The sequence below is a fragment of the Amycolatopsis bartoniae genome, assembly GCF_014191255.1.
GTDB classification, from domain to species: domain Bacteria; phylum Actinomycetota; class Actinomycetes; order Mycobacteriales; family Pseudonocardiaceae; genus Amycolatopsis_E; species Amycolatopsis_E bartoniae.
Genome location: NZ_JACHWH010000006.1, coordinates 279,880 through 292,743, shown reverse-complemented (window position 1 = coordinate 292,743; position 12,864 = coordinate 279,880). Strand labels below are relative to the sequence as shown.

Annotated in this window: 14 protein-coding genes; 10 read left to right on the top strand and 4 right to left on the bottom strand. The window is 73.2% G+C overall.

Annotated features, from left to right (window positions below; genetic code table 11):
- Nucleotides 1-42 precede the first annotated feature (42 nt).
- Together FHX82_RS26735 and FHX82_RS26730 are read left to right on the top strand one after the other, a co-directional pair.
- A complete protein-coding gene (locus FHX82_RS26735) occupies nucleotides 43-579 on the top strand; it encodes a hypothetical protein (RefSeq protein WP_145937856.1) in 537 nt (178 codons plus the stop codon).
- Nucleotides 580-735: 156 nt separating this feature from the next.
- The gene (locus FHX82_RS26730) at nucleotides 736-1,596 is read left to right on the top strand and encodes a MerR family transcriptional regulator (protein WP_145937855.1); all 861 of its coding nucleotides are present in this window, start codon (nucleotides 736-738) and stop codon (nucleotides 1,594-1,596) included.
- Here FHX82_RS26730 and FHX82_RS26725 read toward each other — a convergent pair.
- On the bottom strand, nucleotides 1,587-3,185 hold the full coding sequence (locus tag FHX82_RS26725) for a phytoene desaturase family protein (protein ID WP_145937854.1): 1,599 nt from the start codon (nucleotides 3,183-3,185) through the stop codon (nucleotides 1,587-1,589). The two genes, FHX82_RS26730 and FHX82_RS26725, sit on opposite strands and share 10 nt — an antisense overlap.
- Between FHX82_RS26725 and FHX82_RS37845 the strand changes: the two genes are divergently transcribed.
- Both FHX82_RS37845 and FHX82_RS26715 read left to right on the top strand, forming a co-directional pair.
- Nucleotides 3,184-4,344 (top strand): NAD-dependent epimerase/dehydratase family protein, encoded by a 1,161-nt coding sequence (locus tag FHX82_RS37845; RefSeq protein WP_261377213.1) that lies wholly within the window; start codon nucleotides 3,184-3,186, stop codon nucleotides 4,342-4,344. The two genes, FHX82_RS26725 and FHX82_RS37845, sit on opposite strands and share 2 nt — an antisense overlap.
- 73 nt (nucleotides 4,345-4,417) lie before the next feature.
- Complete coding sequence (locus FHX82_RS26715) at nucleotides 4,418-5,341, top strand: NADP-dependent oxidoreductase (RefSeq protein WP_145937853.1); 924 nt, start codon at nucleotides 4,418-4,420, stop codon at nucleotides 5,339-5,341.
- A gap of 15 nt (nucleotides 5,342-5,356) precedes the next feature.
- On the opposite strand, the gene FHX82_RS26710 is transcribed toward FHX82_RS26715, so the two are convergent.
- The gene (locus FHX82_RS26710; RefSeq protein WP_145937852.1) at nucleotides 5,357-6,181 is read right to left on the bottom strand and encodes a LysR family transcriptional regulator; all 825 of its coding nucleotides are present in this window, start codon (nucleotides 6,179-6,181) and stop codon (nucleotides 5,357-5,359) included.
- A 68-nt stretch (nucleotides 6,182-6,249) separates the two neighbouring features.
- Here FHX82_RS26710 and FHX82_RS26705 point away from each other — a divergent pair, with 68 nt between their 5' ends.
- On the top strand, nucleotides 6,250-7,131 hold the full coding sequence (locus FHX82_RS26705) for an NAD(P)H-binding protein (RefSeq protein WP_145937851.1): 882 nt from the start codon (nucleotides 6,250-6,252) through the stop codon (nucleotides 7,129-7,131).
- The gene (locus FHX82_RS26700) at nucleotides 7,128-7,814 is read left to right on the top strand and encodes an SDR family NAD(P)-dependent oxidoreductase (protein ID WP_145937850.1); all 687 of its coding nucleotides are present in this window, start codon (nucleotides 7,128-7,130) and stop codon (nucleotides 7,812-7,814) included. Before FHX82_RS26705 ends, FHX82_RS26700 begins: the two co-directional genes overlap by 4 nt.
- Here the strand turns inward: FHX82_RS26700 and FHX82_RS26695 are convergent, their stop codons facing one another.
- The gene (locus tag FHX82_RS26695) at nucleotides 7,815-8,255 is read right to left on the bottom strand and encodes an SRPBCC family protein (protein ID WP_145937849.1); all 441 of its coding nucleotides are present in this window, start codon (nucleotides 8,253-8,255) and stop codon (nucleotides 7,815-7,817) included.
- Between the two features lie 59 nt (nucleotides 8,256-8,314).
- On the opposite strand from FHX82_RS26695, the gene FHX82_RS26690 reads away from it, so the two are divergent.
- The 4 genes from FHX82_RS26690 to FHX82_RS26675 all read left to right on the top strand — a co-directional run bounded on the left by FHX82_RS26690 (nucleotide 8,315) and on the right by FHX82_RS26675 (nucleotide 11,376).
- Complete coding sequence (locus FHX82_RS26690; protein ID WP_229880249.1) at nucleotides 8,315-8,776, top strand: hypothetical protein; 462 nt, start codon at nucleotides 8,315-8,317, stop codon at nucleotides 8,774-8,776.
- A 64-nt stretch (nucleotides 8,777-8,840) separates the two neighbouring features.
- Complete coding sequence (gene trxA, locus FHX82_RS26685; protein ID WP_145937848.1) at nucleotides 8,841-9,212, top strand: thioredoxin; 372 nt, start codon at nucleotides 8,841-8,843, stop codon at nucleotides 9,210-9,212.
- A gap of 50 nt (nucleotides 9,213-9,262) precedes the next feature.
- On the top strand, nucleotides 9,263-10,312 hold the full coding sequence (locus FHX82_RS26680) for a zinc-binding dehydrogenase (RefSeq protein ID WP_145937847.1): 1,050 nt from the start codon (nucleotides 9,263-9,265) through the stop codon (nucleotides 10,310-10,312).
- 164 nt (nucleotides 10,313-10,476) lie between these two features.
- On the top strand, nucleotides 10,477-11,376 hold the full coding sequence (locus FHX82_RS26675; RefSeq protein ID WP_145937846.1) for a LysR family transcriptional regulator: 900 nt from the start codon (nucleotides 10,477-10,479) through the stop codon (nucleotides 11,374-11,376).
- On the opposite strand, the gene FHX82_RS26670 is transcribed toward FHX82_RS26675, so the two are convergent.
- Nucleotides 11,357-12,859 carry a long-chain-fatty-acid--CoA ligase gene (locus FHX82_RS26670; RefSeq protein ID WP_145937845.1) on the bottom strand — a complete coding sequence of 501 codons (1,503 nt, stop codon included), beginning with the start codon at nucleotides 12,857-12,859 and terminating at the stop codon, nucleotides 11,357-11,359. The two genes, FHX82_RS26675 and FHX82_RS26670, sit on opposite strands and share 20 nt — an antisense overlap.
- Nucleotides 12,860-12,864 lie beyond the last annotated feature (5 nt).

The following is a 12,864-nucleotide window of genomic DNA, read 5'->3' as shown; positions in this document are numbered from 1 at the left end:
CCATGCCCGCCACGATCCTCGGAGGCGGTGGAGGGAGTGTGGATGAGCCTGCTCGACGAGCACGTGCCGAGGTACGACCTGTTCGCGCGTGAGCACCGCGTGCTGCCGGTTCCGCCGGAGCGGGTGTGGCCCGCGCTGGGCCCGTTGCTGGAGGACCCGCCGCGCGTGCTCGACGAGGTCTGGTTCCCGGCGCGGTCCCGTGCCGGGGTGGCCAACTTCGACGAGGTGCTGTCGACGGCGTCCTGGGTGCGGCTGGGCCGGGACGAGCGGGAGGTCGTACTGGGGGCGGCGGGCCGGTTCTGGACCCCGTTCATGGACTGGCAGCGCCTCTCGGCGGCGGAGTTCGCGACGTTCTCGCGGCCGCGGCGCGCGACGATCGCGGTGGCGGTGTCGGTGCGTCCTTACGGGGAGGCCGGCACGCTGCTGTCGTTCGAGGCGCGGGTGCGGGCCACGGACGCGATCGCCTTCCGCTGGGCCGACTGGTACTGGCACGCCATCCGGCCCTCGGCGCGCCTGACGATCCAGGACCTCCTGCGCGCGCTCGAACACGTCGCGATCAGCAACTCTTCGGGTGTATAACGACGAATACAGCTCGGGGTCAGAAAATGCCTTCAGCGTCTGTCCCGAAGAGCGAAAACTATCGGTTGCACCCCGCCGAGGAAGCCGGAAAACTGGCTCGATGATCCGCTCGACCCGTGCCACGCAGGAGAGCACCGCAGGTGTGCCGATGGGACGATGACGCGCGGGAGCCGGGAACCGGAACCAGGCACCGTGTGGACGGCGGGCCAGGTGGCCCGTCACCTGAGGATCGCCGAGTCCACGCTCCGCACCTGGCACCGCCGTTACGGCGTGGGCCCGCACAACCCGCAGCCCGGCCGGTACCGCCGCTACACGCCGGAGGACGTCGGGCGGTTGCGGCACATGCGGGATCTGATCACTTCCGGGATGCTGCCCTCGGACGCGGCGAAGACCGTCGAGGCGATGGCGTACGACAGCGGGTCGCCCGGTGAGGACCTGACCCAGGTGGTCGCCGCCGCCCGCGTGCTGGACTCCGGGCGCTGCCTGCGGGTGATCGAACAGGCCATCGCGCGCCAGGGCGTGGTCGAGACGTGGGACCGGCTGTGCCGCCCGGCGTTGATCACCATCGACGGCGACCAGCGGGAGGACCCGGACTGCGTGGACACCGAGCACGTGCTGTCGTGGGCCGTGTCCGCCGCCCTGCACCGGGTGCCACGCCCGGCCGACCGCGCGGACCGGCGGCCCGTACTGCTCGCGTGCACCGAACAGGAGCAACACTCCCTGCCGCTGGAAGCGCTTTCCGCCGCGCTCGCCGAGCGGGACCTGCCGGTGCGGATGCTCGGCGCGGCAACGCCGCCGCTGAGCCTGAACCACGCCGTCACGGCGGCGCGGCCGCTCGCGGTCGTGCTGTGGTCACACCGCGCCGACACCGCCAGCCCGGCCGCCGTCCGCGTGCTGCGCAACCACCAGGTGCGGCGGCTGATCGCCGGCCCGGGCTGGCCGGCGCGGCGCCCGGTGGGCACCGAGTACCTGAGCAGCCTCAAGGAGGCGCTGCTGATGCTGACGGGTCACCTGTAGACGGCGGCGTGGAGCCGTTCGATCACCTTCCGGTAGGCGCCGCCGCCGCGGCCGGAGCGCCGCAGCGCGGCGCGGGCGGCGTTCGCGCCCGGTCCACCGTGGACGGCACCGCCGGGGTGCGCCGACGCGCCCGCGAGGTAGAGCCGGTCCACCGGGGTGTCGGCGCGGCCGAGTCCCGGCACGGGGCGGAAGAACAGTTCCTGGTGGATCGCGGCGGTGCCGCCGTTGATCGCGCCGCCGACGAGGTTGCCGTCGATGTGGAACAGGTCGTCGGGGCCGTGCACGGCGCGGGCCTGGATGTGGCCGGTGAAGCCGGGGGCGTGCCGCTCGACCACCGCTTCGAGGTGGTCGGCGAAGCGGCGCAGCGAGTCGCGGTCCCACTTGTGGTCGCGCGGCACGTGCGTGTAGACCCAGGCGGACTCGGTCCCCGCGGGCGAGCGGGTGTCGTCGGCGGTGGTCATCTGGCCGAGCAGCAGGAACGGGTCTTCCGGGAGCCGTCCCACGGCGAGGGCGTGGTGGTAGTCGGCCAGCCCGTTCATGTCGGCGTCCAGGTGCACGGTGCCGGCCTGGCCCGCTTCCGGGTTGCGCCACGGGATGGGCCGCGACAGCGCCCAGTCGACCTTGACCGTGGGGTCGTCCCAGTGGAAGCGGCGCAGGTCGTCGCGGAAGCGGGCCGGGAGCACGTCGGGGTCGAGCAGTTCCTGGTACAGCACGGGGGCCGGGACGGTGGCGAGCACCGCGCGGCGGGCGCGGACGAGCCGGCCGGAGGCGTCGGAGACGGCGATGGCCTCGCCGCCGGCGGTGTGGATGCGGGTGACGGGCCGCTGGCAGGCGACGCGCCCGCCGGCGGCGGTGAGGCGGTTGGTCAGTGCGATGGCCAGTCGTCCGGCGCCGCCTTCGGGCACGGGGAAGCCGACGTCCTGCGCGAGCATCGCGAGCAGCCAGCCGAAGACGGCGCCGCCGGCGTGGCTGGGGCCGAGGTCGGTGTGCTGGGCGTTGCCCGCGAAGAGCAGCTGGGCGCCGGCTCCGCCGAAGCGTTCCTCCGCGAACACGCGCACCGGCAGGGTGACCATGCGGGCGAAGCGCAGGCCGTCGGCGACGCCGAGCTGCCTGCCGAGCCGGGCGGCGGCGCGGACCGGGGGGAAGGGCTGGAAGAGGGCGTCGAGCAGGCTGTCGCGCACCGAGGTGAAGAACTCGAACTCGGTGCGCCAGGCGTCGGCGTCGGCCGGGTCGAACTGGGCGACGGAGGCGAGGGTTCGGTCGAGGTCGCGGGACAGCAGGGCGACGCGGTCGTCGGGCAGGACGTGCGCGAGCGGGGCGGGGGCGTGGCGCCAGCGCAGGCCGTAGTCCTCCAGGCCGAGCGCGGAGATCACCGGGGACGCGGCGCCGAGCGGGTAGAAGGCGCTGCACACGTCGTTGCGGAAGCCGGGGGCGGTGAGCTCGGCCGTGCGCACGGCGCCGCCGGGGGTCTCGGCGGCTTCGAGGACGAGGACCTCCCAGCCGGCGTCGGCGAGGGTGTTGGCGGCGACCAGTCCGTTGGGTCCGGCGCCCACGACGACCGCGTCCACCGTTTCGGCTGAGGTTTCCATGGCGTCAGTCCTACCCGTTTTGGCGGGCCGCCGAACGGGCACCTGGATCGTCGTGCGCATCGTGGTGACCGGGGCGACCGGCAACGTGGGGACGGCACTGGTCCGGCTGCTGGCCGGGGAGCGGTGCGAGGTGACGGGTCTCGCGCGCCGGGTGCCGCCGGCGGAGGGGCCGTACGCGGAGGTCACGTGGGTCGAGCACGACCTGACGGGTGACGTGCCGCTGGAGCCGGTGTTCCGCGGTGCGGACGCGGTGGTGCACCTGGCGTGGGCGGTCAACCCGGGGGCGGGTGATCCGCCGATGGAGGCGACGAACCTGACGGGGACGCGCCGGGTGCTCGACGCGGTGGCGCGGGCCGGGGTCCAGCACGTGGTGTGCGCGTCGTCGGTCGCGGCGTATTCGCCGGCGCCGCGCTGGACGCCGGTGCGGGAGGACTGGCCGTGCGACGGGATCGCGGCCAGTGCCTACAGCCGGGGCAAGGCGGAGCTGGAGCGGATGCTGGACGTGTTCTCGCGGCAGCAGCCCGATGTGCGGGTGACGCGGGTGCGCCCGTGCGCGATCCTGCAGCGGGACGCCGGGGGAGAGTTCGGCCGGTGGCTGCTCAGCCCGTTGCTGCCCGCGGGGTTGTTGTCGCTGCGCGGGTTTCCGCTGCCGATGTGGTCGCAGCTGCGGGTGCAGGTGGTGCATTCGGCGGACGTGGCGGACGGGATCTGGCGTGCGGTGCGGGCGGGGTTCGCGGGTGCGGTGAACCTGGCGACCGATCCGGTGCTGAGCGCCGCGGACGTCGCCGGGCTGCTGGGCGCGGTGCGGGTGCCGGCACCGCGGCCGGTGCTGACGCGGGCGGCGTGGTCGCTGTGGCGGGCGGGGGTGCTGCCGTTGCACCCGGGCTGGCTGGAGCTGGCGGACCGGGCGGCGCTGGGCGACACGACGACGGCGCGGCAGGAGCTGGGCTGGCGTCCGCAGCGGGACGCGACCGCGGTGTTCACGGAGTTCGCCGACGGGTTGCGGGACCAGGCGGCGACTCCGGCGGAGGCGCTGGCGGCGCGCCCAGCCCGGCTGTGGGAGCGCCTGAGCGCGGTGCCGTGGGGGGCGGCCGAGTCACCAGTCGCAGGCTTAGCTGCCCGCCGCGCTGTGACCTGCACCTCAGCCGGTTGCCCCTGACGTCGGTGTGAGCGGTGAGCATGTCCGGGGAGCCCGGAAACACCGGGTCCGGTCACACGGAAGGCAGCAGAAGATGGGGCAGGCGTGGGGTTACCGCAGGTACGGCGGGCCCGAGGTGCAGGAGTTCTTCGATCGTCCCGATCCCGTCCCCGGTCGTGACGAGGTGCTGATCAGGGTGACGGTCGCCGGCGTGAATCCGCTCGACCACCTGCTGCGCTCGGGTCTGGTCTCCGGGCTCGACGGCGGGCGGCCGTTCCCCCGCGTGCTGGGCATGGAAGCGGCGGGAACCGTGCTCGCCCGGGGTGAGGACGTCGACGGGCTCGAGGTGGGCGACGCGGTCTTCGGTTTCGCGCTCACCGGTGGCGGCACCTACGCCGAGACGACCGTGCTGCCAGCAGCGAACACTGCGCGCATCCCGGCGGGTCTGGCCCCGGCCGTGGCGGCGACGCTGCCGGTGGCCGGGTCGACCGCGGTGGACGCGCTCGGCCAGCTCGGCCTTCCGGCCGGTGCCACGATCCTGGTCAACGGCGTCGGGGGCGGGGTCGGCCTCGCCGTCGCCGGGCTCGCGGCCGGGCGCGGGCTGCGGGTGTTCGGGACCGGGAGTGCCGCCAAGCGCGAGCGTGCCGAGGCCGTCGGGGTGCGGTTCCTCGACTACGCCGCGGGGGACGTCGCCGCCGCGGCGGGCGAGCTGGTTCCGGACGGTTTCGACGGGATCGTCGACCTGGTCGGAGGAGCCTCGCTGCGGCAGGTCGCTCCGCTGGCGCGGGATCCTCGCAACGTCATCGCCGTGGGGGATTCGTCCGTGGTCGAACTCGGTGGGCGGCCGGTCGAGCGCCGCCTGGACCGCGAGAACCTGGAGCGCTCCGCCCGGCTGGCCCTCGACGGACTGCTCGCCCCCGTGATCACCGCGGTCCATCCGCTCTCCGACGCCCCGGCCGCCCTCGCCACCGTCGAGAGCGGTCATCCGGCGGGCAAGGTCGTGCTCAAGGTGTCCTGAGACGTACCCCGGTCGTCACCGGGTTCCCGCGGTCACCGGGAGCAGCGTCCGCGTGGCGATCTCCAGGAACTCCAGCACCACGGGCTCGTGGCGGTCCTGCGGGACGACCAGGCAGGTTTCGAGGGGCTCGATGTCGGTGACCGGCACGTACACGAGGTCCGGGCGGGAGTAGGACCGTGCGGCGCTGTGGGGCACGAGGGCGACGCCGTGGCCGGAGGCGACGAGTTCGAATTTCTCGTCGATCGAGGAGGTGCGCCGGGACTGGGCGTCGAGGATCGGCTCGCCTTCCAGGTCCGCCGAGGTCAGGGTGTCGCGCGTGGCCAGCGGGTGGGTGACCGGGAGGCAGGCGACCTTCTGCTCGGAGCCGATGGGGATGATCCGCAGGCCGGTGTCGTCGAACGGCCGCCGCAGGTAGCCGACCTGGGCGCGGCCGTCGCGCAGTGGCGCGTCGCGTTCCCACCAGCGTGAGGGGACGAAGTCGACCTCGACGTCCGGGTGGGTGGCGGTGAAGGCGCGGATGGCGTCGGAGACGTGCAGTCCGGCGGAGAAGGTGACGGCGAGCCGTTGCACGCCGCGGTCGGCGTCGTACACCCGCCGGATCGAGGCGTCGACGGTGGTGAGGATCTTCTGCGCCTCCTCGCGCAGCTGTTCGCCCGCCGCGGTGAGTTCGACGGTGCGGGTGTTGCGGACGAACAGCGTGCATCCCAGTTCCTGCTCGAAGGCCCGGATCTGGCGGCTGAGGACCGGTTGCGCGATGAAGAGCTGTTCGGCCGCCCGGCCGAAGTGGCGGTGCTCGGCGACCGCGGCGAAGTACCGCAGCTTGCGCAGGTCCAGATCCATGCCTTCAGGGTATCAATGGTCGGCAAAGGGTATTGGACGCCTGGTCAGGGCCACCGGAGACTGAAGACATGATCGTTGTGACCACACCCACCGGCGACATCGGCCGCCAGGTTCTGCACACCCTGCTCGGCTCCGGGGAAGAGCTTCGCGTCATCGTCCGCGACCCCGCGAAGCTGCCCGAGAACGTCCGCGAGCGCGTCGACGTCGTGGTCGGTTCGCACGGCGACGCCGAGGTCGTCGACCGCGCCTTCACCGGTGCCGACGCCGTCTTCTGGCTCGTCCCGCCGGACCCCCGCGCGTCCACTTTGGACGAGGCGTACTCCGGCTTCACCCGCCCCGCCGCCAAGGCGTTCACGGCACACGGCGTCGGGCACGTGGTCGGCGTCTCGGCGGTCGGCCGCGGCACGCCCGTCGCCGGGCGGGCGGGCCTGGTCACCGCTTCGCTGGCGATGGACGACCTGATCGCGAGCACCGGGGTGGCCTACCGGGCGCTGGCGAACCCGTCCTTCATGGACAACGTGCTCCGGCAGGTCGGCTCGATCCGGGAGGGCGTGTTCAGCGACACGGCCGACCCCGACCGGAAGGCACCGACCGCCGCTACCCGCGACATCGCCGCGGCCGCCGCCCGGCTGCTGCTCGACCGGTCGTGGACGGGGACGGGTGAGGTGGCGGTGCTGGGCCCGGAGGACCTGTCGCCGAACGACATGGCGCGCATCATGTCCGAGGTGCTCGGCCGGCCGGTGCGCTACGAGCGCCACTCGCTGGACGACCTGGCCGCGCGGATGTCCGGATTCGGCGCGGGACCCGCGTTCGTCCAGGGCATGGTCGACATGATGCGGGCCAAGGACGAGGGGCTCGACGGGGGGCTGCTCCGCACTCCGGAGACCGCGAGCCCGACGACGTTCCGCCAGTGGTGCGAGGAAGTCCTCAAGCCGGCGGTGCTCGCGTGAACAGGACCGCCCTCGTCGTCGGGGCCTCTCGCGCGCTGGGGCTCGCTCTGGCCGCTGAGCTGCTGAAGCACGACTGGGACGTCATCGGCACGGTCCGGGGCGAGCAGCGCACGGGGCTGCACGAACTGGCCGAGTCCGCGAGCGGCCGGGTCACCGTCGAGCAGCTGGAGATGACGGCTCCCGCACAGGTCACGGCGCTGCGCGAGCGGCTGGCGGGGCGCACCCTGGACCTGCTGTTCGTCAACGCGGCCATCACCCGGGGCGACATCCCGATCGCGGACGTGCCGACGGAGATGTTCACCGAGGTCATGGTCACCAACGCGCTCGCCCCGATGCGGGTGGTCGAGTCGCTGCGGTCGCTGGTCGCGCCGGACGGCACGATCGGCGTGATGTCCTCGCGTCAGGGCAGCATCTCGCTGAACGAGAACGGTGGCCAGGACGTCTACCGCGCCAGCAAGTCCGCGTTGAACCAGCTGATGCGCTGCTACGCGGCCCGCTACGCCGACGACACGCGGACGCTGTTGCTGATCAACCCGGGCTGGGTGCGCACGGAGCTCGGCGGCCCGGCGGCGCCGCTGTCCATCGAGGACAGCATTCCCGGCGTGGTGCGCACGATCGAGGACCACAGTGGACAGCCGGGCCTGCGGTTCCTGGACTACGAGGGCCGGGTGGTGCCCTGGTAGCTAGGCCTCGCGGCCGACGGCGAGGTCCGCGAGGCGGCGCAGCGACTCGGCGTTGCGCGGCCACAGCGCGAGGTTCTGCAGCGGGGTGGGCACGAGCTTCGCCGGGCCTTCGGTGAGCTGCTCGGCCATCACGACGAGGGTGCGGCCGCCGCCGTCGAGCGGTTCGAGGGTGAGGCGGATGGTGGCCCCGCCGAGCAACCACAGCTGGGCCTGCAGTTCCAGGCTGCGGTTGGGCTCGGCCGAGCGCACGACGGTGACGTCGTTGATGCGCAGGGGCCACACCCCCGCGCTGTGGTGGAGGCGGCTGCCGGGTTCCGGCCAGGTGCGGTCGACCTGGCGGACGCGGGAGTTGCCGACCACCCACATCCCGTAGCTCCACCCGTCGGCCAGCACGCGGTACACCGCGTCCGGTGGTGCGTCCACTTCCCGGCTGATCTCCACCCGTGGCCTCCACGCAACGTTCCTGCATCGTTTCGTCCCGCGGGGGTACCCGGGCCTCCATGGCACACACACCGGACGACGCCTCTGATACCCGCGTCGAGGGCGGCTCACTCGTCGGCGGCCAGTTCGATCCCACCACCGTGGAGGCGGTCGGCAAGCTCAGCGCCGCGCTGGAGACCGTCGAGGTCGCGCGCGGGCACCTGTACCAGTTCCACCGGCTCAGCGGGACGGCCGACTTCGAGGTGGAGGAGGCGATCGGGCTGCTGCGCAAGGCCGGGCACGCCGAGTTCGCCGACGAGCTGGAGACGCACCTGCTGGGGCGCAACGTGCTGCCGGGCCGGTGGACGTTCCAGGTGGTGGAGGGCTACGACGAGACCTACTACCAGCCGTTCCGGGGGTTCGAGGAGCGGTCGCGGCAGCTGACCGGTGGTCACCGGCACCTGTACGAGGCGCAGCTCAAGCGGGACCGGCGCTCGCCGGGCGTGCCGGGTCACGAGGCGACGCCCGCGTCGTCCACGTAGGAATGCGGGGCGGGGTACCGGTGTTGTGCGCAGTGTCCCTTCCCCGGTTGAGGAGAGCTTTCACGTGGCTACGGTCGAGCTGACCAAGGAGAACTTCGACGAGACGGTCGGCCAGGACGGCATGGTCCTGGTGGACTTCTGGGCGTCCTGGTGCGGGCCGTGCCGCATGTTCGCGCCGGTGTACGACGAGGCGTCGGACAAGCACGAGGACATCGTGTTCGGCAAGGTGGACACCGAGGCCCAGCAGGAGCTGGCCGCCGCGTTCGGCATCTCGTCCATCCCGACGCTGATGGTCGTGCGCGACGGCGTGGTGCTCTACGCCCAGCCCGGAGCGCTGCCCGCGCCCGCGCTGGAGGAGCTGATCGGCAAGGCCCGCGAGGTCGACATGGAGCAGGTGCGGGCCGAGGTGGCGAAGCAGCAGCAAGAGCAGCAGTGATCCACGCCGGGGTGTAGACAGGGAAGCACCCCGATGCGAAAGGATCCTGGATGGCGACCATGCTGGCCGGCCGGCTCGAGCTCGACCCCCGCAAGTTCGTGCTGCGGGAGGTCCCGGTGCCCGAACCGGGCCCCGGTGAGGTGCGCGTCCGGGTGAAGGCGGCGGGGGTGTGCCTGTCGGACGTGCACCTGATCGACGGCAGTCTCACCCCGCTGTTCCTGCAGGTGCCCGAGGTGACCCTGGGGCACGAGGTCGCGGGCGTGGTCGACGCGCTCGGCCCGGACGTGCCCGGCGGCTGGCAGGAGGGCGATCGCGTCGCGTTGCTGGCCGGGGAGCGGTGCGGGCGGTGCGCGAACTGCATCCGGTTCCAGGCGCCGTGCCTGCAGGGGCGCACGCGTGGGGTGGACTACGACGGCGGCTGGGCGGAGTACGCGATCGCGAGCCAGCACACGCTCGTCGCGCTGCCCGACGACCTGCCGTTCGACCAAGCCTCGATCGTGCCGGACGCGGTGTCCACGCCGTGGGGTGCGATCACCGGCACCGCGCAGGTCCGCCCCGGCCAGTCCGCCGGTGTGTGGGGTGCGGGCGGACTGGGTGCGCACGCCGTGCAGCTGCTGCGCCTGGTGGGCGCGGCGCCGATCATCGCGGTCGACCCGCTGGCGGCGGCGCGGGAGCGGGCGCTGGAGTTCGGTGCGGACGCCGCGTTCGACGCGTCCGCGCCGGATCTGGTGCAGCAGGTGTTCGCCGCGACGGGCGGGCGAGGGCTCGACGTCGCGTTCGACATGGCCGGGGTGGCGGCGGTGCGTGAGCAGGCGGTGAAGTGCCTGGGCTTCGGCGGGAAGCTGGTGCTGGCGGGCCTGACGCCGGCGCCACTGACCGTTCCCGACAGCATCGGGTTGAGTTTCCTGCACAAGCAGGTGCTGGGGCACTACGGTTCGGCGCCGGGTGACGTGGAGACGCTGGTGGACCTGGCGCGTCACCACCGGCTGGACTGGAGCCGCTCGATCAGCGACCACCTGCCCCTGGCCGAGGCGGCCACCGCCGTCGACCGGCTCACTCGCAAGGAGGGCAATCCGATTCGCCTGATCCTGGAGCCCTGAACCGCCGGCGCGAGGACCAGCGGGCCAGTGCGGCGGCGAGACCGGTGACGACGACGGTTTCGGCGAGCAGCGACAGCCATACGGTGAGCATGTCTCCAGCCTGCGGCCGGAAATCCGGTAGGTCCAGGTTGAGTATCCAGACTCGACCATGAAGAATCGGCTACATGATTGATCTGCGGCGGCTCCACGTGCTCCGGGCCGTGGACCACTACGGCACAGTGACCGCGGCGGCGCAGGCCCTGCACTTCACCCCGTCGGCGGCGTCCCAGCAGATCCGTCAGCTCGGCCGGGAGCTCGGCGTGGCGCTGCTGGAGCCGGAGGGCCGCCGCGTGCGGCTCACCCCCGCGGCGCACCGGCTCCTGGCGCACGCGGACGACATCCAGGCCCGCTGGGAGCTGGCCGAACGGGACCTGCGGACCGACGGCGACGAGCCCGCCGGGCTGCTGCGGCTGGCCGGTTTCCCCACCGCGGTGACCGCGCTGCTCGCCCCGGCCGCGGCCGCGCTCGTCGCGCGCCATCCCCGGCTCGTGCCGCGGATCAGCGAGGGGGAGACCGCGGACTGCTTCGACCTGCTGTTCGACGGGCACGCCGAGCTGGCCGTGGTGGAGGCGACGCCGGACGAGCCGCCTCGCCACCGTGCCCGGTTCGACCAGCAACCGCTGGTGGACGACCCGTTCGACCTCGTGGTCCCGCCCGGTCACCGGCTGGCGGGCCGGGACCGGGTGGAGCTCGCCGAGGCCGCGGACGAGCCGTGGGTCGTGCCGGCGGAGCCGTCCACGTGCCGCACCCACGTGCTGTCCGCGTGCGGCGCGGCCGGGTTCGCCCCGGACGCGGCCCACGAGGCGGTGAACTGGGACGCCACGCTCGCGCTGGTCGCGCACGGGCTCGGGGTGGCGCTGGTGCCCCGGATGGCGCGGGCGACCGACGCCGTGGTCCGGCTCCCGTGTGCCGGGCAGCCGCGGCGGAAGCTCCTCACCGTCACCCGCCCCGGTGGCCGCTCCGTTCCCGCGGTCGCCGCCGCACTCGCGGCACTGGAGCGCCTCGTCAGGACAATGCCCGCTTGAGGATCTTGCCGGTGGCGGTCATCGGCAGCTCGTCACGCACCTCGATGCGGCGCGGGTACTTGTACTCGGCCAGGCGCTCGCGGGCGTAGGCGGTCAGCTCGGTGACGTCGACCTGCTGCCCGGTGCGGGGCACGACGTAGGCGACGACCTCCTGGCCGAGCCGTTCGTGGGGTTCGCCGACCACGGCGGTCAGCGCGACCGACGGGTGGGTCAGCAGCACCTGCTCGACCTCGGCGGGGTAGACGTTGTAGCCGCCGCGCAGGATGAGGTCCTTGACGCGGTCGACGACGTAGAGCCAGCCGTCCTCGTCGAACCGGCCGAGGTCGCCGGTGTGGAACCAGCCGTCGCGGATGGCTTCGGCGGTGGCGTCCGGGCGGTTGAAGTAGCCGAGCATGAGGCAGTGCCCGCGGATCACGATCTCGCCGACCTCACCGGCGGGCAGCGGCCGGTCCCGCGCGTCGACGACGCGGATGTCCACGCCCCACACGGGTTTGCCGACCGACGCGGGGCGGATCGGCTCCTCCCACGGGCACGCGGTGACGGTGGGGCTGGTCTCGGAAAGCCCGTAGCCCTGGCGGATCTGCAGGCCCGCGAGCCGGTCGAAGCGCTCGAACACCGCGACCGGCAGCGGTGCGCCGCCGGAGGTGAGGTAGCGCAGCGTCTCGGCCGCCTTGCGCAGCCGCACCCCGTCGGGGTCGGCCTGCAGGAACGCCTGGTACATCGAGGGCACGCCGGAGAACAGCGTGACCCGGTGCCGCACGAGCAGGTCCAGCGCGGTGTCCGGGTCGAAACGGGGGAGCAGCACGAGGGTCGCGCCGCCGTGCACGTTGCCGTTGAGCACTGAGGTCTGCCCGAAGATGTGGTACAGCGGCAACGTCACCAGCACGACGTCGTGGTCGTGCTTGGGGACGATCAGCTCCTTCATCCGGGCGTTGAGCAGCAGGCTCACGTGCGAGAGCACCGCGCCCTTGGGGGTGCCGGTGGTGCCGCTGGTGTAGATGATCACCGCCGGGTCCTCGGCTCCGGTCGGTTCGGCGTCGGCCGTGCCGGGGTGCGGCGCGAGCAGGCCGGGCAGGTCGCCGAAGGCGAACACGTCGCGCACGGTGGGGGAGCCGGCGGCGGCGCGGCGGGCGTTGTCCAGCACCGGCAGCTGCTCGCTGCCCTCCCAGGCGAACACGGCGACGGTGCCGCTGTCGCCGAAGATGAACGCCAGCTCGCGCTCCTTCAGCAGCGGGTTGAGCGGGATGACGACGGCGCCGGCCTTGAGCAGGCCGTAGTAGACGACCGGGAACTCCACCACGTTGGGGCCGATGAGCGCGACGCGGTCGCCGGGGCGCACGCCGCGGGCGCGGACGGCTTCGGCGACCTGGCGGGCGCGCCGGTCCAGCTCGGCGTAGGTCAGCGACTGCTCGCCGCACACCAGCGCGGCGCGGTCCGGGTGCCGCCGCGCGGTCGACTCCAGCAGTACCGAGAGGTTCAGCATCGACT